Below are 16562 nucleotides of genomic sequence, written 5' to 3'. Positions count from 1 at the left end.
CACTACGCCCGTCGCGCCAGAGACCGCAGGAAACCCTGCGCGTCGTCGCTTAGATCCTGCTCGATCGCGGGGGCCGTCTTCAGCAGCAGATTGGCGATGAAAGCCTGATCGTTGCGCGGCTCCGCGAGAGCGTCCTGCAGGGCCGGCACGCTGTCCTCGATGTGGGCGAGAAAGGCGACGCCCTTCTCCAGTGTCTCGGTCCAGCGCGCGCGGCTCCAGAGCGCCAGCGGATATGTGATCTCGTGAACGAAATTGGACTGGCGCGCCTTCTCGAAGAAGCGCAGGCCAGCGTTCCAGTTCTCCCGCGCGCGCATGGGCGGCGGCGGGATATCGCCCGCGAGCATTTTCCTCGCCGCCTGACCGACGTGATCCTCGAGGCTCACAGGCGAATCCATCGCCGACCGGAAGCTCCAGAAGGCGACCGAGCCGGGATAGTCCTTGCCGAGGTTCTCCGTCAGCGCCGCGTCGACCCGGTCCACCGCCGCCTTGTCGCCTTTCAGCGCCGCCGTCATGCAGAAAGAGAAGACCGCGTCATTGCCGTATTTGGCCGCGACGCCGCCCTTGAGCTGCTGCGGCGTCAGTTTCGGCGTCGCTCCGTTGACGGGAGCCTGCGCGTCTGAGGCTCGCAGCGCCGTGATGAAGGCGGTGATCTCCAGCCAGCCGAGATAATTGGCGATGAAGGCTTCCGGATCGACATGGACGATTGCCAGATTGAGAGGCTGCTTTCGCCTTTGCAGTTCCGCCATGTCCGTCATGAAAGCCTCTCCGTCCGGCTCTGATCCCGCTTGTCCGACAAATCACAAAAGGCCCCTCGCCGAGCGCGAGGAGGCGGGCGCGGGACTGATTTAGCAATCGACGAGCCAGACGACGGCCTTCCTTGACGTTATAGCCAGATCACTATATTCGGGTGCCAGTCGGCGATCAGCGTCGAGCAGGAAGACGATGACCCTCAGATCCGGCCCCGTCGCGACGGACGGCGATTTTTCCAATTCGAGAGCGCCAAACGCGGAGGACCATCTCCTCAAGGCGAAGCTCGTTCGCATGATCGATGCGCTGCTGAAGGAGCGCGGCCTGAAACAGGTGGAGGCCGCCCGGCTTTTCGGCGTGAAGCAACCGGACGTCTCGAAGATGCTGCATGGCGACTTCAGGCAGTTTTCGGTCGAGAGGCTGCTGCGTTTCCTCGTCGCGCTCGGACAGGACGTGGAAATTGTCGTGAAGCCGCGACGCGACGCCGCCGAAGCCGCATCGCTACGCATCGCCTGAGCCACACACGCAGATTCACGAAAAAGGATTCACGATGACCGCAGCCGCGCGCGTTGACCACAATTTCACTCCGCTGGGCCCCGAGGCGCTGGAAAGCAGCATTCAGAACGCAAAAAAGGCGCTGCTGAATCTCGGCAAGGGCGATGGCCACTGGTGTTTCGAGCTGGAGGCCGACTGCACGATCCCGGCCGAATATGTGCTGATGCGCCATTATCGCGCCGAACCTGTCGACGCCGAACTCGAACGCAAGATCGCCGTCTATCTGCGCCGCACGCAGGGCGCGCACGGCGGCTGGCCGCTGTTTCAGGACGGCGCCTTCAACATCAGCGCGAGCGTGAAGGCTTATTATGCGCTCAAGATGATTGGCGACGATGTCGACGCGCCGCATATGGCGCGGGCGAGAGAGGCGATTCTCGCCCATGGCGGCGCGGCGACGAGCAATGTCTTCACGCGCTCGCTGCTCGCGCTCTATGGCGAAATCCCCTGGCGCGGCGTGCCGGTGATGCCCGTCGAAATCATGCTGCTGCCGAAGTGGTTTCCCTTCCACCTCGACAAGATCTCCTATTGGGGCCGCACCGTTCTCGTGCCGCTGCTCGTGCTGATGACATACAAGCCGCGCGCCAAGAACCCCAAAGGCGTGCGCATCCAGGAACTCTTCACGACGCCGCCCGAAGATGTGAAAGTCTGGCCGAAGGGCGAACATCAGACATGGCCATGGGCGCATGTCTTCGGCGAGATCGACAAGCTGCTGCGCCTCATCGAGCCCTATATGCCGAAGCGCTCGCGCAAATATTCGATCGAGCTCGCGGAACGCTGGACGACGGAGCGCCTCAACGGCGTCGACGGTCTCGGCGCCATCTTCCCGGCAATGGTCAATAGTCTGCTCATGTACGACGTGCTCGGCGTGCCGGAAACCGACCAGCGCGTGAAGGATGCGCGTGAGTCGATCGAGCGCCTGCTGGTCGTCAATGAAACCGAGGCCTATTGTCAGCCCTGTGTCTCGCCGGTGTGGGACACGTCGCTCGTCGCCCACGCGCTCCTCGAAACCGGCGACGAGGACGCGCGCGAACGCGCCCGCGAAGCCTGCGAGTGGCTCGCGCCGCTGCAGGTGCTCGACGTGAAGGGCGACTGGGCCGCGCAGCGCCCGGACCTCCGCCCCGGCGGCTGGGCGTTCCAATACGCCAACGCGTATTATCCCGACGTCGACGACACCGCCGTTGTGGCGACCGCCATGGATCGCCTGACCAGCGGAGAGGAGAAGAAGCCCTACGCCGAACGCATCGCCCGCGCGAAGGAATGGATCGTCGGCATGCAGTCGAAGAACGGCGGCTGGGGCGCCTTCGACGCCGACAACGTCTGTCACTATCTGAACCACATCCCCTTCGCGGACCACGGCGCGCTGCTCGACCCGCCGACGGTGGACGTTTCGGCGCGCTGCGTCTCCATGCTGGCGCAGCTCGGCGACACGGTGGAATCCAGCGAATGCCTGCGCCGCGGCGTCGAATATCTCATCAAGGAGCAGGAGAAGGACGGTTCCTGGTTCGGCCGCTGGGGAGCCAATTACATCTATGGCGCTTGGTCGTCGCTCTGCGCGCTCAACGCCGCCGGCCTGCCCCATGAGCACGAAGCCTATCGCCTCGCGGTGAACTGGCTCGTCTCGATCCAGAATCCCGACGGAGGCTGGGGCGAAGACCTTTCGAGCTACAAGATGGACTACAAGGGCTATGAGCAGGCCCCCTCGACCGCCTCGCAGACCGCCTGGGCGCTGCTGGCGATGATGGCCGCCGGCGACGTCGATCATCCGGCCGTGGCGCGCGGGATCGCCTATCTTCAGGCGACGCAGGCGGAGCATGGGCTGTGGAACGAGGCGCGTTTCACCGCGACGGGTTTCCCGCGCGTGTTCTACCTGCGCTACCATGGTTATGCGAAATTCTTCCCGCTCTGGGCGCTGGCGCGCTATCGCAATCTCCGGCGGGCGAACAGCAAGCTCGTGCAGGTCGGCCTCTAACGAAAGAGCCCCCGGAGGGGCGAATATGCGCGTATTCAACCGCAGAAGAGAGGCGGCGCGGGCGAGCGCCGCCGCGCCGATTCTCGTTGTCACGGGCATGAAGCGGGAGGCCGCCTGCGTTGCGGGCGACGGTGTCGTGCCGCTATGCAGCGGCGCCAATGTCGCGCGGCTGCGCAAGGCGCTCGACGAGCTGCGCGGGATGGAGTTTTCCGCCGTGGTCAGCTTCGGCCTCGCCGGCGGGCTCGATTATTCGCTGCGCCCCGGCGATGTGGTGATCGCCGATACGGTGGTCGCGGGCGAGCGGCGGCATCCGACGCATCTGCGCCTTTCCGACGTGCTGACGGAGGCCGTCGTCGCCGGCGGCTGCAAGCCGATCCCCGGCGCTGTCGTCGGCGTCGATCAGCCGGCCATGGACACCGGCGCAAAGACCGTTCTCCGGGAGGCGAATCGCGCCGTCGCCGTGGATATGGAGTCGCATGTCGCGCTGGAGTTCGCGCAGGCGCGCAAAATTCCCCTCGGCGTCATGCGCGCGATCAGCGATCCCGCCGCGCGCGCCCTGCCGCCGCTTGCCGCCAAGGCTCTAACGCCCTCCGGCGACATCGATAATGCGACCGTGGCGCGCGAACTGTTCCGCGCGCCCGGCCAGATCGGGGGACTGATCCTCGCGGGCCTCGATTCCCGCGCGGCCTTCGGCTCCCTAGGCCGCTGTGGGCCGCTCCTCGGCCCGCTGCTTCGCCTCGTGCTCGCGGATCTCTGAGAGCTTCGCGACATTCTCGTCGAAGACATATTCGGCCGGGCGCTGATTATCGAGCGGGATGTCGGGCGCCATCGGGCCGGTCGTGCGCACCCCGAAGAGCGCCACCATCGCCGCCTTCCAGGGGCGCTGCACCGTGTCCTTCACGGCGCTGGCCTCGAACCCGCAATGGACCATGCAGTCGGCGCATTTCTCGTAATTGCCGACGCCATAGGAATCCCAGTTGGTTTCTTCCATGAGCTGCTTGAACGTCGGCACATAGCCTTCGCCGAGGAGATAGCAGGGGCGCTGCCAGCCGAAGACCGTGCGCAGCGGATTGCCCCAGGGCGTGCAGGCGTATGACTCGTTGCCGGCGAGGAAATTCATGAACAGGCCGGACTGTTCGAAGGCCCAGTTCCTGCCGCCGCGGCCGCGTGCGAGAATGGCGCGGAACAGCTCCTTGGTTTTCTGGCGGTTGAGGAAGTGGGTCTGGTCCGGCGCGCGCTCATAGGCGTAGCCCGGCGACACCGTCATGCCGTCCACGCCGAGCGCTGTCGTGTCGTCGAGGAATTTGGCGACCCGCGCCGGATCGGCGTCGGAGAAGAAGGTGCTGTTCGTCGTGACGCGGAAGCCCTTGGACTTGGCGAGCTTGATCGCCTCGATCGCGCGTTCGTAGACGCCTTCCTGGCTCACGGCGTGGTCGTGCATCTCCTTGTCGCCGTCGAGATGGATCGACCAGGTGAAATAGGGGCTGGGCTTGAACTGGTCGATCTTCTTGGCAAGCAGAAGCGCATTGGTGCAGACGATCGCGAATTTGCCGCGCGCGATGACGCCCTCGACGATCTGCGGCAGGTCCTTGTGCAGCAGCGGCTCGCCGCCTGCGATCACGACGACCGGCGCGCCGCACTCGTCCACGGACGCCAGCGCGTCCTCGACCGAGAGCCGCTTGTTCAGAATATGGTCGGGGTAATCGATCTTGCCGCAGCCGGAGCAGGCGAGATTGCAGCGAAACAGCGGCTCCATCATGAGAACGAGCGGGTAGCGCTTCACGCCCATGAGATGCTGCTTGACGATATAGGCGCCGATCTTCGCGACGTAACGGAAGGGTATGGACACGGCAAATTCCTGTTGTGTTGCGCGAACCTTCAAGGGGCCGCGAGACAAAAGGCGTCCGCGCGGATCACGCCGCGAGCGTCGCGCCGACCCTGCGCCTCTATCATGATTGCCCCGCAAGGGAAACCCGGGCGGGGCGCAGGCGGCGAATGGGGAAACGACGAACTCGTCGCCAAAATTTCGGTAATCGGCGAATGGAACGACCGCCTGGGCTGCTGAATTCGCTCGAGGCCCACCGCCGGAACGCCCAACGATCGTTTTTGGGGCCGCACGACAATCGCGAGCAGTGGTCGGGGAACGTTTACCGACTGATAACGTTTACAAATTCAACCGACATCGCCCGATCCGCGCAAAGCTTTTCCATAAGGACGAAAAGTCATGCCGCGCATTATCATTCATTTTTCCGCCGCGCTTGCGCTCTCATTGACATTAATTTCGGCGGCGCCCGCATCCGCGGCCGGGTTTCAGCCCCCGACCACTGTTTCAGCTCCCGGCGCCACTCAACAACAGGTCGCGATAAACGCCCAAGGCGCGGCGGTTATCGTCTGGCGGCGACATGGGGGAACCTATCCCGTCATTCAAGCTCGGCGACGAAGCGCGGCGGGCGTTTACGGACCCGTCACGACCCTGTCTCCCGCCCTGCCCGACACCAGTCAGCCCCGGGTCGCGATCAACAGGGCCGGAGACGTGTTCGTGGTCTGGTCCGCCAACGTTTCGGGTAATTGGCGCGTCTATGCGCGCGTCTGGCCCGCAAACGGCGCGGCAGGCGCGTTCAAATTGCTTTACGCTCCGGGCGTAATGCCGGAGCGCGCCAATCCGGACGTGGCGGTCGGCGACTCGGGTCCGGCCGTCGTCGTATGGCAGGGGCGCATTCCCGATCCAGTCCAGATCAGGATCATGACCCGCACCATCGCGCTCGACGGCGCGCTGGGCTCCATCGCCCATCTGTCGAATCTCGGGGGCCTCCGAACGCCGGCGAACGCCGGAAACCCGCATGTCACGGTTGCCCCCAACGGCGCCGGACTGGTGGTTTGGGAGATTGGATACAATTCCTACGACAAGGAGATACAGGCGCGACTGCGGGCGACAAACGGATCATGGGGACCAATCCAGCAACTTACGCCGGCGACGGACTGCCCGCCGAATAGTTGCGGAGACTGGAACGAGGCCCCGGAGGCCGCAATCAACGCAAGGGGCGACGCGCTCGTGGCGTGGCGACATTTCGCCGGCAGTTACGGCGGGCCACTCCCCACCAACGCCTCGACCGTGCTTGGCCGGTTCCGACCCTTCGGGGGCGGCTTCGCGCCCGTCCAAAGACTATCGGCCGCGCCCGGCGCCGGTATGCATATCCGGTCGCCGCGTGTCGGCGTCGACCGCAACGGCGGCGCGCTCGTCGTCTGGGGCCGCCATGACACGAATGTATTCCCCGCCACCGCGCAGGTCCAGGCGCGGGCGCGCGGACTCTCGGGCGCGCTGGGCCCGATCCAGAATCTCTCGCCGGTCGGCGACCCCACCGCGTCGCCCGATTTCCTTGGCCTGCGTCTCGCCATGAATCCATCGGCCTATACCGTCGTCGTATGGCACATGCGCAGAGCATCTTGTAACTGCGGCGGCGTTTTCGCCAGGGTGCGCCTCGTCAACGGCTCGTGGGCGATAGTACAGAACTTGTCGCCGCCCGCGGCGGAGGAATTGAACCCCGTGGTCGGGGTCAATCCCGTGGGAACAGCGCTCGCGGCCTGGCTCGGTCCCTATCCGAACCCCGAGCTGAGCACCTACATCAAGGCCGCCGTCTCGCCCAATTCGGCGCCGACGATCACCATTACGACGCCGGCAGACGGCGCCAACTATGCGAGGGGCAGCAGGATAGCCGCAAGCTATTCCTGTGCAGACCCGGGCGGTCCGGGGATCAGGAGCTGTGTGGGAACCGTGCCGAACGGCGCGCCGATCGACACTTCGGCGAGCGGCGTTCACGGCTTCACCGTCAACGCCGCCGATCTCGCGGGGAATGTCGCGACGCGAACCGTCCATTACACGGTTCCATGAAAGCGACCCTGTAAGCGCTCAACCAAAGTCGTCTCGGAACGGCGCCCGCCCCGCTTGCGCGCGAGCGCAAATCGGTCTCATTTCTGTCCCAGAAAGATCGGGGGCGGTTCGAGGTGACTTTGCAATGACGCAGCCTGTTTCCATCCCGCGCCCCTGCGCCCTCCGCGGAGCCGCGCATTGAACGCCCCAGCCTCCCCTTCCGCGCGGCCGGAGGCGCAGCCGCCGCGCCGATTCGGATGGCTGCGGGCGCTTTTCGCGCCGCTGAGGCGGCTTTGGGCCGGCGAACTGGATCTGGGGCGCGTCGGAATGGCCGTGGCCCTGCCGGTGCTGGCCTGGGTGTTCTACACGACCTCGTCGGGCATGATCGACATCATGCAGAAGGAGCCCGGCGACCTCGTCGGCCTCGGCGGCACCTTCGTCGCGACCACCGCCGTGCTGGTCATGCTGGCCGCGACCTCCTGGTCGCTCGGCGCCGATCTCGCCGCGCTGATCGCCCGCCGCCGCATGGCGCGTGAACGCGTGATCATCAAGACGATCGTGACGGCGGTCGTCTTCGCTTTCGTCTTCTCGATCTCGGCCTTCTTTTCCTTCACCTATTATTACAACAACATCTTCAAGCTCTCCTCCCGCAAGATCGTCGCCGAGCTGCAGCCGATGGAGCTTGCGGCGGAAGTCGTGCTCCCGGCGACCAAGCAGATCGGCGCCGCCTATGACGCGGCCTCCGCGAAGATCGTCGCGAACGCATCGTTCAAGGCCTATCTCGATTCGCTCGACGGGCTGATCGACGCCGCGCGGACCGCCGGTCCGGCGCTGCGCGAGGCCATCCGCAAGAGCCAGGAGGCGCAGCAGGCGGTTCTGGCGCAGGCCGCGAGACAGGCCGCCGCCGAGATCGAAAGCGCCCGCGCCGCGACCCGCCAGCTCGAAGACGCCCTCGCCGAGATCGCGACGCTCGAGCATAGCGTCGCCGATCTCGACGCCATCATCAAATCCAAGCAGGAGGAGATCAACGCGCTCTCGGCGACGGCGCGGCGGGAGGAGCAGCTCGCCATCGACGCCGAGCACGGCCTCGACAACCGGGGCGCGACCTGCGGACCCAATTGCAGGTCGCATCGCGCGAAGGCCGAAGAAGCGATGCGGCGCGCGGCGACCATTCGCCAGACGCTCGCCGGGCCGACGACCGAACGCGCGGCCGCCTTGAAAAAACGCGACGCGCTCGCCGCGCAGTCGATCGCGCTGAAACAGAAGGCCGAAGCCTTCGCCGCAGCCGCCGGCCGCCCCGCGCCGAAGGGCGAAGCCGCGCTCGATCTCGACGCGACCCTGCGCGATCTCACCGCGCTGCGCGACCAGCTGCGCGTCGATCCGACATGGGCGAAAGCGCGCGAGGCGAAGCCGCTCTGCGAACCGATCCTGACCGCCGCGCGCCAGTCGAATGCGACGCCATCCATCGTTCCGCGCGACTTCGCCTGCGAGCCGCAGGGGGAAGCGCGCGATCTGCTTTCCGCCCGCGACGAGGTCATCGCCGCCCGCGCCGCCTTCGACGCCAAATGCGGTCTGGAGACTGGCCTGCGCGACGAGCTTTCGGCGATCGTCGCGAAGATCCGCGCCGCTCCCGCATCGGACAAGGCCGCCGCAGCCAATGGCTTCAACGCGGCGAAAGGGCTGATCGACGCCTGCGTCGTCTCCGGCAAGGCCGCGGGACTGTCCGAAGACGATGTGCGCGAGCTTTTGAAGAAGAGCGACGCCTTTCTGCGCGCCCACTCCACGGAGCGCAACAAGTTCGAACTCGCGCGCGAGGCCTTCTGGAGCTTCACGCCGGATTCGACGATGGCGATCGGCGTCGCCATGGCGCAGGACGCCTTCCTCTTCATCATGAAATTCCTGTCGGAGATCTTCAAACGCAGTTACGAGGCGCGCGAGCGACGGCAGTTCTCCGCGCCCTTCGATCTCACCGACGACGAGGAAGAGCCCGTCGAAATGCGCGCGATGAAGGCCATGCTGCGCGTGGCGAAGCCGGCGCCGGGCGACATGAGCGAGATCGACCCGAAATCGCCCGCGCTTTCCGCCATGGCGCCCAGCGTGCGCGAAAATCTCGTTGCGATTCTCAACCGTCTGGTGCGCGACGAGATCGCCCATGTCGATCGCAAGGGCAATTACATCGTCGACAACGTCACCGTCTCGCAGATCGATTCGAGGCTCTATGCGGCGATGAAGCCGCGCGCCGCCCGCGCCTTGCGCTTCGCTGCGGAAGGCGGACCCGGCGGCGGGCCGCGGGCCTATTACGCCGACCCCGCCATGGCCGGCGCGCGCCGGCGACGCCCGACGGCGCTCGAGCGCTATCTCACGCCGGACAATACGGCTTCGGCGCCGGGCGTGGGGCCGACGTCCTGAGGGAAATTCAGCGAATCCGGCTTCGCTCCGGATTCACCTCATGGCGCGCGTTCGGCGAAAAAGCCATGCATGTCGTGAGCGCGCTCTACGCCGCGACAGGCGTCGCCTGACGGCCCGAGGGAAGGTAGCGCAGACACAATCCCGTCGGCGCGTGACGCAGGCCCGAAACAATGCTGATCTCGCGCCAGCGCGGATAATCGCCCGGCAGAAACTGCAACGCGAAGCCGACAGCGGCGAGGAAATCGCTTTCTCCGGCAAAATCCGCCGCGTCGAAATCCAGTGTGAGATCGCCGCCCGTCTCGACGCCTCTGGCGAAAACCTCCAGCATGGCGGCGCCCCAGCGCGCGCGCTCCAGCACACGACGCACGGCGACGGGATCGGGCCGCGCGACGCGCCAGCGCAGCGGTCCTTCGCCGAAGCGCGCGGATTCGTCTTCGCTCACCAGGTCGGGCGTCGCCTTCAGCTCTCCCGCCGCGACCGCGAGGCAAGCCGCCGGATTTTGCCGCCAGTCGTCGAAGGCCGCGACCCAGATCGCGGACTGCTGATGCAGCCGCCCGTGGCCGTCCTCGCCGTCCTCGGGACGAAAGCGCGCGCGCATCATCACCGCGCTCCCGCCAGCGCCCGCGCGCGCCAGGAAACAGCCCGCGCGCCGCGCCGCCTCGTCGACGAAGTCGGGCTCGAAACGCCGCAGGCCCATCAGAAGCGACGGCGAAAGCCGCCGATCATATGCGGGATCGAGTTCGCGCGAACGCCGCGTGACGCCATAGCCCGCCGTCGCGGGAACGCTCAGCGCGTGTCCTTCGGCGAGCTTGCCGTAATGCAGGCGGTAAAAGGAAATCACAGCTGTTTCGGCGTCGCCGACCGTCGAGCCCGTGCGCATCGGCGGAACCCTCGCTTAAGCTTACTCACACGCCTGCGAGGTTACGTGCGGCTGCTTAAGCAAGAATTGACGTTAACGCATTTTCTTCGGCGAGCGCGTCGAGCTGTTCGTAGGAAAAGGTAAAGGCGCTGTCGAGGCCGAGCGCCGCATAAAGAACTGGTTCGGCGGTGAGAAAAGGGCGCCAATATTCCGCATAGGCGCGCGCGCCCTCGAGCCCCGCGCGGCGAAAGCGCCGCTCGCCCAGCTGATGCGGGTCGATGTTGGGGTTCTGGAAGCGCTTGGTGAAGCCATAGGCGGAGCAGACGGTGAAACGCACCGAGACATTGCCCCGCGGCGCCTCCAGCGCGCGAAGCCGGTCCATCCACTGCGCGGCGCGCAGCGTCTTGCGCAGCACATGCAGCGCCACGTCGGGATCGCAGGCGTAGGTGAAGGCGCTTGGGCCGAGCCGCGTGAACAGCCGCTCATATTGCGAAAAGACGACGACGAGCCGCCTGAGCTTCCTGTCCTGCGCCAGCGCCAGCCGGTCGATGAGCCGCGCAAGCGTGCCCGTCCAGGCGGAATCCTCCAGCCGCACCATCGGCAGCACCATCACGATGGCCTCCGACATGAGCATCTGCCCGGCGAGCTTGGCCTTCACGTCATTGAGGATCGCGACCTCGGCGCCATCCGGCGGCACGGCGATCTCGCCGGCCGAATCGACGATTTCGAGGAGCCAGGGGCCGCGCGTCACGACCGCCGGCGGCGCCTCGCCATTCACCGAGAGCCGGAAATAATATTCGTAGGTGTCGAGCGTGTCTGTGGCGACGCCGCCATCGGCGAAATCGCGCTTGAGCCTTTCGTAGTCGCCCTGCTCGATCGTGAGAAAATCCGCCTTGCGCGACTCGACCGTCTCGGCGCGGAACTCGGCCTGCGTGATCGGCTGCAGCGTCGGCCGCAGGCGCGGCGAGTAGCCGAAGGCGCTTTGCGCGACGCAATCCGTCAACGACGCCAGCAGGGAGGTCTTGCCGCCCTTCTTCGGCCCGACGAGACAAATCGCGACTCTCTCCGTCATATCCTCTTCCCGGAAATCCGCCGCCGACCATACAGGGCGGGCGCGGCGCGGGAAAGGTGACGGGGCGGCGTCCGCCGTGATAAGCGCGGTCCCATGCTAGAAGGCCTGCCCCCCAACGGCGCCAGCCATGTGCTGCGCCTCTCCTGCGACGAGCGGCGCGCGCGCGCCGTCGCCGACATCATCGTCGAGACATTCGACCCGACCGAAACCGCCGCCGCCGCCTTCGAGGTGGACGACGGGCCAGTCTGGGCGGTCGAGGTCTATTTCGCGGACGAACCCGACGAGGACGAAATCCGCGGGCTGATCGAGGCCGTGAGCGACGCGGAAACCGCCGCGCGCGCCGAATTTTCCCAGATCGCCAAGGAAGACTGGGTGCAGAAATCGCTCTCGGGCCTGGAGCCCGTGCGCGCCGGCCGCGTTCTGGTGCATGGCTCGCACGACCGCGACCGGTTGAAGCCGAACGACATCGGCGTCGAGATAGAGGCCGCGCTCGCCTTCGGCACCGGCCATCACGGCACGACGCTCGGCTGCCTGCGCGCGCTGGACCGCATCACGAAGCGGCGCCGTCCGCGCCGCATTCTCGACGTCGGCACGGGCACGGGCGTGCTCGCCATCGCCGCCGCCAGGCTGCTGCGCCAGAAGGTCGCCTGCGGCGACATCGACCCCGTGGCGGTCGATACCGCCCGCGCCAACGCCGTCGCCAACGCCGCCCGCGCCTTCGTGCGGCCCGTTACCGCCGTCGGCCTGCGCCATACGGCGCTCTCGGGCAGATACGACCTAATATTCGCGAATATTCTGGCGAAGCCCCTGCGGCTCATGGCGCCGGCCATCGCCCGCGCGGCGAAGCCAGACGCCGAGCTGGTGCTCTCGGGCCTTCTCGCGCGCGACGTCGCGGGCGTGCTTTCCGCATACCGGGCGCAAGGCTTCTCGCTCGCCGGGCGCCGCGACATCGACGGCTGGGCAACGCTGGTGCTGCGACGGGGCGGCGCGTAACGCTCTCGCGCCTGGCGGGGACGGGCAGAAAGGCCGCGGATCAAGGCGTGAGACCATTGCCGACGGCCGCTCGCGCGACTAGCTTTGCGCTATGTTCGAAGCAAAATTCCAGACCTTCGCCGACGCCTCCTCCTCCAGCGACAGCGCCGCGCGGCTCGCCTCCCTGCGTCAGGAACTCAAACGACAGGGGCTCGACGGTTTCCTCGTTCCGCGCGCCGACGCGCATCAGAACGAATATGTGCCCAAATGCGCCGAGCGCCTCGCGTGGCTCACGGGCTTCACCGGCTCGGCCGGCTTCGCCGTCGTGCTGGAGAAACAGGCCGCGATCTTCGTCGACGGCCGCTACGTGATTCAGGTCCGTCAGGAAATCGACGAGAAACTGTTCAGGCCGCTCGACATCTCCGAGACCTCGCCCGCAAACTGGCTCGCCGATCACGCGCATCACGGCGCCCGAATCGGCTACGATCCGTGGGTGCACACCAGCGCCCAGATCGAGCGCTTCGCAAAGGCGCTGGAAGGCAAGGAAGTCACGCTCGTTCCGCTCGACGCCAATCCGATCGACGCGCTGTGGTCCGAGCGCCCCGGCGAGCCGGTCGGCGCCGTCGTCATCCATCCGCCGCGCTATGCGGGTGAAAGCGCGGCCGCGAAGATCAGGAAGCTGCGCGACGGCCTCAAGGGCGCCGACGCGGCGCTGATGTCCGATCCGCACGCGATCTGCTGGGCCTTCAACATTCGCGGCTCGGACGTCGCGCATACGCCGATTGCGCTCGCCTTCGCGCTGCTGCCAAAGGACGGCGCGCCGAGGCTCTATATCGACGGCGCCAAACTCGACGCGAAGACGCGCGCGGCGCTGGAGAAATTTCTCACACTGCGCGAGCCTTCCACGCTCATCGATGATCTGACGGAAGCGGGTCGGCGCGGCGAGACGGTCATGTTCGACACTGTCACCGCGCCCGCGAAACTCGTCGAGACGCTACGCGCGGCGGGCGGAAAGCCGCGCCTCGCCGACGACCCGGCGTCGCTCCCGAAAGCGATCAAGAACAAGGCCGAACTCGCCGGCGCACGCGAGGCGCATATTCGCGACGGCGCGGCGCTGACGCGCTTTCTCGCATGGTTCGCGGAGGCTGCGCCCAAGGGCAGGCTGACGGAGATTTCCGCGGCCGAAGCGCTGGAGACGTTCCGCCGCGAGAACGGCGATCTGCGCGACATTTCCTTCCCGACGATTTCCGCCTTCGGCGCGCACGCCGCGATCCCGCATTATCGCGTGACCGAAAAGAGCAATCTGAAAATCGGCAGGGGCGTTTATCTCGTCGACAGCGGCGCGCAATATCTCGACGGCACGACCGATGTGACGCGCACCGTCTGCGTGGGCCGCGCGTCGAAACAGTTGCGCGAACATTTCACGCGCGTGCTGAAGGGCCATATCGCGATTGCGCGCGCGGTGTTTCCGAAAGGCGTGTCGGGCGCGCAGCTCGACGCCTTCGCGCGCCGCTATCTGTGGGAGGCGGGACTCGATTTCGATCACGGGACAGGACATGGCGTCGGCGCCTATCTCTCCGTGCACGAAGGCCCGCAGCGCATCTCCAAACTCGGAACGACGCCGCTCGTTCCCGGCATGATCCTGTCGAACGAACCCGGATATTACCGCGCAGGCGAATATGGAATTCGCCTCGAAAATCTCGTCATTGTCGAAAAACGCGAGATCAAGGGCGGCGAGCGCGAGATGTATGGTTTCGAGACCATCACGCTCGCGCCCTTCGACCTCAATTGCGTCGAGCCGAAACTAATGACGCCGGAGGAGATCGGCTGGCTCAACACCTATCACGCCCATGTGCGCAAGACGCTCGCGCCGCTAGTGGATGCGACGACGCGGAAGTGGCTGCGGGAGGCGACACGGGCGATTTGAATTGGCGGACGCATAGCGCCCGCCCTCCTAACGCCACCCCTTGATAGATTCGGGCGCAACAAGGCTGGGCGCTCCTCCGCAATCGCGCGGCGACATCCTGATCGAATAACCTTTTTTGATGTACTCTTTGAGTTCTTCAATGCTTCCAACGCCTATGTAGTCTCGCTGGAATCTGGACCTGCTGGCAATGTAAAGCCCAGCGAAGCGCCCACGCTGATTCCGATGGGGGACCAAGATGCCGCCCTTCGCCGCGCCACGCGAAATCTCAGCCCAAATTTCGTTTCTGAATCCTACAGAGTGTCCATAATCGCTCATGCCGATTCCTCTCTCAGAGACCGCATGCGATACCTTTGAACGATTGGTTAGTCGAATGGATTATAGTGGATATTTGAGGATCGCTATTGTCACCAAACCATCATCCACCCGTCACACATCCTCAATCCAACTGTCACCGAAACGCAGTCGCAACGTCGTGAAAATGCAGCGCAGCGCGCCTAGCCTTGCATCATGGCGTTTACAACAGACCTCGCGACGAAGCTGACGCGCGACGCGTCATCCATTCCGCAAAATGGCCTTCAGGCTTCCTGGCTGCAACGTCTTGCCGACGCTGATCTCGCCGTCGTTCACCTCTTCTCCCGCATGGCGCAGCCCAGGGCGATCCGATATCTCGCCATCGGCGTGAGCAAGCTTGGAAATGGCTGGATCTATCTCATTCTGCTGCCGCTCGTATTCTGGGGCCTCGGCTGGAACGGCTGGCATGTGGTCCTGCTCGCGGGCCTCAACGCCGCGCTGCTGCACATTCTCTATCCGATCATCAAGCGCCGCTTCCGGCGCAAGCGCCCCTGTCATGTCGACGCGCGGCTGCCGTCGCTCTTGAAGACGCTCGACGAGCACTCATTCCCGAGCGGCCACGCCATGACCATCACCGGCGTGCTTGCGCCGATCGTGCTGGCCTGGCCGGCGATGACGGTCTCGTCGGGGATCATCGTCCTTTCCATGGCATGGTCGCGCATCGCCACGGCGCATCATTATCCCACCGACGTCATTGCCGGCGTTGCGCTCGCCGTCGTGATTGCCTTTCCGCTGTCGAGCTACGCGCTCTCCTTTTTCTGAGCGCGGCGCGCGCGACGCAAATCGCCCTTGCAGCGCTCGGAGCAGGTTTTCACCTCTTCCCAGCACTCGCGCCATTTCTTGCGCCAGGCGAATGGCCTTCCACAGGCAAGGCAGATTTTCTCGGGCAAATCCGTCTTGCTGCGTGCAGGACTCTGTCGAGGCTTGGACATGAGCCAAACATGGCGCGCGAATCTCAGCGCGCAAGTTGCGCTCTTCTGAACCGGAAGACGATCATTAACCGTCTTCCATCAGACGGCTTTAATGCATCGCGCCCAGGATGGGGGGATGCTCGAAGCGTTTGACCGGATTATTTCACGCTGGCTGCGGATGGAGTCGTTCCGACAGGTCGTCGGCTATACGATCGTCTGCACCATTTTCACGACCCTGGTCGCAGTCTGCGTCGTGGGCGGCGCGCTTTGGCCCATGCCCGATGTCGTCTTTTACTTCGGCGTCGGCATCGCGGCCTTTATTCCAATCTTCATCACCGTCCCGCTCGCATTCGTCGTGTTCTATATGCTGCTGCTGATCACCCGGACGATCGACCGTGTCGGGGCGCTCATACAGTTCGATCCGCTCACCGGCGTTTTGACGCGCGCGCATTTCCTCGGCGAGACGCAAAGGGCTTTTTCTCAGGGCGGCGTGTTCATGATGGTCGACGCCGACCATTTCAAGAAAATCAACGACACCTACGGCCACGACCTCGGAGACTCGGCGCTCAAGACTCTGGCGTCCTCTCTGACTGCGAGCGTCGGCGATTCGGGATTTGTCGGGCGGCTGGGGGGCGAAGAGTTCGGCGTCTTCCTGCCGCGCGCCACGAGCGCGCTCGCCCTGCTGATGGCGCAAACGATCAGGACGACGGTGCGCGCCAGCGGCGCCGTCATCGATGGGCGCGCGATCGGCCTCACGGTGAGCATAGGCGCCGCCGAGCGTCGCCCCGGCCGCTCGCTCGACGACGCGATCAAGGCGGCCGACATGCTGCTCTATGCGGCGAAGCGCGCGGGCCGCGACCGAGCCTTCATCGAAGGCGTCACCGCGCTCGAACCACGCGCCGACGCGACCGCGGCCTGAGAA

General features: G+C 65.6%; 14 protein-coding genes. 9 read left to right on the top strand and 5 right to left on the bottom strand.

Annotated features, from left to right (window positions below; translation table 11 throughout):
• Window positions 1-2 precede the first annotated feature (2 nt).
• Window positions 3-755 (bottom strand): hypothetical protein, encoded by a 753-nt coding sequence (locus MET49242_RS21115; protein ID WP_036285867.1) that lies wholly within the window; start codon window positions 753-755, stop codon window positions 3-5.
• 187 nt (window positions 756-942) lie between these two features.
• Here MET49242_RS21115 and MET49242_RS21110 point away from each other — a divergent pair, with 187 nt between their 5' ends.
• The 3 genes from MET49242_RS21110 to MET49242_RS21100 are packed head-to-tail and all read left to right on the top strand — an operon-like array spanning window position 943 to window position 4028.
• Window positions 943-1263, top strand: a complete 321-nt coding sequence (locus MET49242_RS21110) for a helix-turn-helix domain-containing protein (protein WP_036285865.1) — start codon at window positions 943-945, stop codon at window positions 1261-1263.
• Between the two features lie 34 nt (window positions 1264-1297).
• Window positions 1298-3271 (top strand): squalene--hopene cyclase, encoded by a 1974-nt coding sequence (gene shc, locus MET49242_RS21105; protein WP_036285863.1) that lies wholly within the window; start codon window positions 1298-1300, stop codon window positions 3269-3271.
• Window positions 3272-3296: 25 nt separating this feature from the next.
• Complete coding sequence (locus MET49242_RS21100; protein ID WP_036285861.1) at window positions 3297-4028, top strand: phosphorylase; 732 nt, start codon at window positions 3297-3299, stop codon at window positions 4026-4028.
• Here the strand turns inward: MET49242_RS21100 and hpnH are convergent.
• On the bottom strand, window positions 3969-5120 hold the full coding sequence (hpnH, locus tag MET49242_RS21095; protein ID WP_036289039.1) for an adenosyl-hopene transferase HpnH: 1152 nt from the start codon (window positions 5118-5120) through the stop codon (window positions 3969-3971). The genes MET49242_RS21100 and hpnH overlap by 60 nt on opposite strands.
• Before the next feature lie 375 nt (window positions 5121-5495).
• On the opposite strand from hpnH, the gene MET49242_RS21090 reads away from it, so the two are divergent.
• Window positions 5496-7160, top strand: a complete 1665-nt coding sequence (locus MET49242_RS21090; RefSeq protein ID WP_036285859.1) for a hypothetical protein — start codon at window positions 5496-5498, stop codon at window positions 7158-7160.
• A 177-nt stretch (window positions 7161-7337) separates the two neighbouring features.
• Entirely contained in the window at window positions 7338-9548 is a 2211-nt protein-coding gene (locus tag MET49242_RS21085) for a hypothetical protein (RefSeq protein WP_036285857.1), read from the top strand.
• Window positions 9549-9633: 85 nt separating this feature from the next.
• Here MET49242_RS21085 and MET49242_RS21080 read toward each other — a convergent pair whose 3' ends face one another.
• Together MET49242_RS21080 and MET49242_RS21075 are read right to left on the bottom strand one after the other, a co-directional pair.
• Window positions 9634-10428 carry a hypothetical protein gene (locus MET49242_RS21080; protein ID WP_036285855.1) on the bottom strand — a complete coding sequence of 265 codons (795 nt, stop codon included), beginning with the start codon at window positions 10426-10428 and terminating at the stop codon, window positions 9634-9636.
• Window positions 10429-10483: 55 nt separating this feature from the next.
• The gene (locus tag MET49242_RS21075) at window positions 10484-11479 is read right to left on the bottom strand and encodes a hypothetical protein (RefSeq protein ID WP_036285853.1); all 996 of its coding nucleotides are present in this window, start codon (window positions 11477-11479) and stop codon (window positions 10484-10486) included.
• A 93-nt stretch (window positions 11480-11572) separates the two neighbouring features.
• Between MET49242_RS21075 and MET49242_RS21070 the strand changes: the two genes are divergently transcribed.
• From MET49242_RS21070 to MET49242_RS21060, 3 genes are all read left to right on the top strand, one after another.
• Entirely contained in the window at window positions 11573-12472 is a 900-nt protein-coding gene (locus MET49242_RS21070) for a 50S ribosomal protein L11 methyltransferase (RefSeq protein WP_036285851.1), read from the top strand.
• Between the two features lie 91 nt (window positions 12473-12563).
• On the top strand, window positions 12564-14378 hold the full coding sequence (locus MET49242_RS21065) for an aminopeptidase P family protein (protein WP_036285850.1): 1815 nt from the start codon (window positions 12564-12566) through the stop codon (window positions 14376-14378).
• Window positions 14379-14885: 507 nt separating this feature from the next.
• On the top strand, window positions 14886-15491 hold the full coding sequence (locus MET49242_RS21060) for a phosphatase PAP2 family protein (RefSeq protein ID WP_036285849.1): 606 nt from the start codon (window positions 14886-14888) through the stop codon (window positions 15489-15491).
• Here the strand turns inward: MET49242_RS21060 and MET49242_RS24555 are convergent.
• Complete coding sequence (locus MET49242_RS24555; RefSeq protein WP_084679254.1) at window positions 15470-15661, bottom strand: DUF2256 domain-containing protein; 192 nt, start codon at window positions 15659-15661, stop codon at window positions 15470-15472. The two genes, MET49242_RS21060 and MET49242_RS24555, sit on opposite strands and share 22 nt — an antisense overlap.
• 115 nt (window positions 15662-15776) lie before the next feature.
• On the opposite strand from MET49242_RS24555, the gene MET49242_RS21050 reads away from it, so the two are divergent.
• Entirely contained in the window at window positions 15777-16559 is a 783-nt protein-coding gene (locus MET49242_RS21050; RefSeq protein WP_051134379.1) for a GGDEF domain-containing protein, read from the top strand.
• Window positions 16560-16562: the final 3 nt, after the last annotated feature.

The sequence above is a fragment of the Methylocystis sp. ATCC 49242 genome (assembly GCF_000188155.2).
Classification (GTDB): domain Bacteria; phylum Pseudomonadota; class Alphaproteobacteria; order Rhizobiales; family Beijerinckiaceae; genus Methylocystis.
This window is presented reverse-complemented; position numbering and strand designations above follow the sequence as displayed.

Excerpts from the sequence above, each read along its gene's own strand:
- MET49242_RS21115 (WP_036285867.1), bottom strand. The coding sequence starts at position 755 with ATGACGGACATGGCGGAACTGCAAAGGCGAAAGCAGCCTCTCAATCTG.
- MET49242_RS21110 (WP_036285865.1), top strand. The coding sequence starts at position 943 with ATGACCCTCAGATCCGGCCCCGTCGCGACGGACGGCGATTTTTCCAAT.
- shc (WP_036285863.1), top strand. The coding sequence starts at position 1,298 with ATGACCGCAGCCGCGCGCGTTGACCACAATTTCACTCCGCTGGGCCCC.
- MET49242_RS21100 (WP_036285861.1), top strand. The coding sequence starts at position 3,297 with ATGCGCGTATTCAACCGCAGAAGAGAGGCGGCGCGGGCGAGCGCCGCC.
- MET49242_RS21090 (WP_036285859.1), top strand. The coding sequence starts at position 5,496 with ATGCCGCGCATTATCATTCATTTTTCCGCCGCGCTTGCGCTCTCATTG.
- MET49242_RS21080 (WP_036285855.1), bottom strand. The coding sequence starts at position 10,428 with ATGCGCACGGGCTCGACGGTCGGCGACGCCGAAACAGCTGTGATTTCC.
- MET49242_RS21075 (WP_036285853.1), bottom strand. The coding sequence starts at position 11,479 with ATGACGGAGAGAGTCGCGATTTGTCTCGTCGGGCCGAAGAAGGGCGGC.
- MET49242_RS21070 (WP_036285851.1), top strand. The coding sequence starts at position 11,573 with ATGCTAGAAGGCCTGCCCCCCAACGGCGCCAGCCATGTGCTGCGCCTC.
- MET49242_RS21065 (WP_036285850.1), top strand. The coding sequence starts at position 12,564 with ATGTTCGAAGCAAAATTCCAGACCTTCGCCGACGCCTCCTCCTCCAGC.
- MET49242_RS21060 (WP_036285849.1), top strand. The coding sequence starts at position 14,886 with ATGGCGTTTACAACAGACCTCGCGACGAAGCTGACGCGCGACGCGTCA.
- MET49242_RS24555 (WP_084679254.1), bottom strand. The coding sequence starts at position 15,661 with ATGTCCAAGCCTCGACAGAGTCCTGCACGCAGCAAGACGGATTTGCCC.
- MET49242_RS21050 (WP_051134379.1), top strand. The coding sequence starts at position 15,777 with ATGCTCGAAGCGTTTGACCGGATTATTTCACGCTGGCTGCGGATGGAG.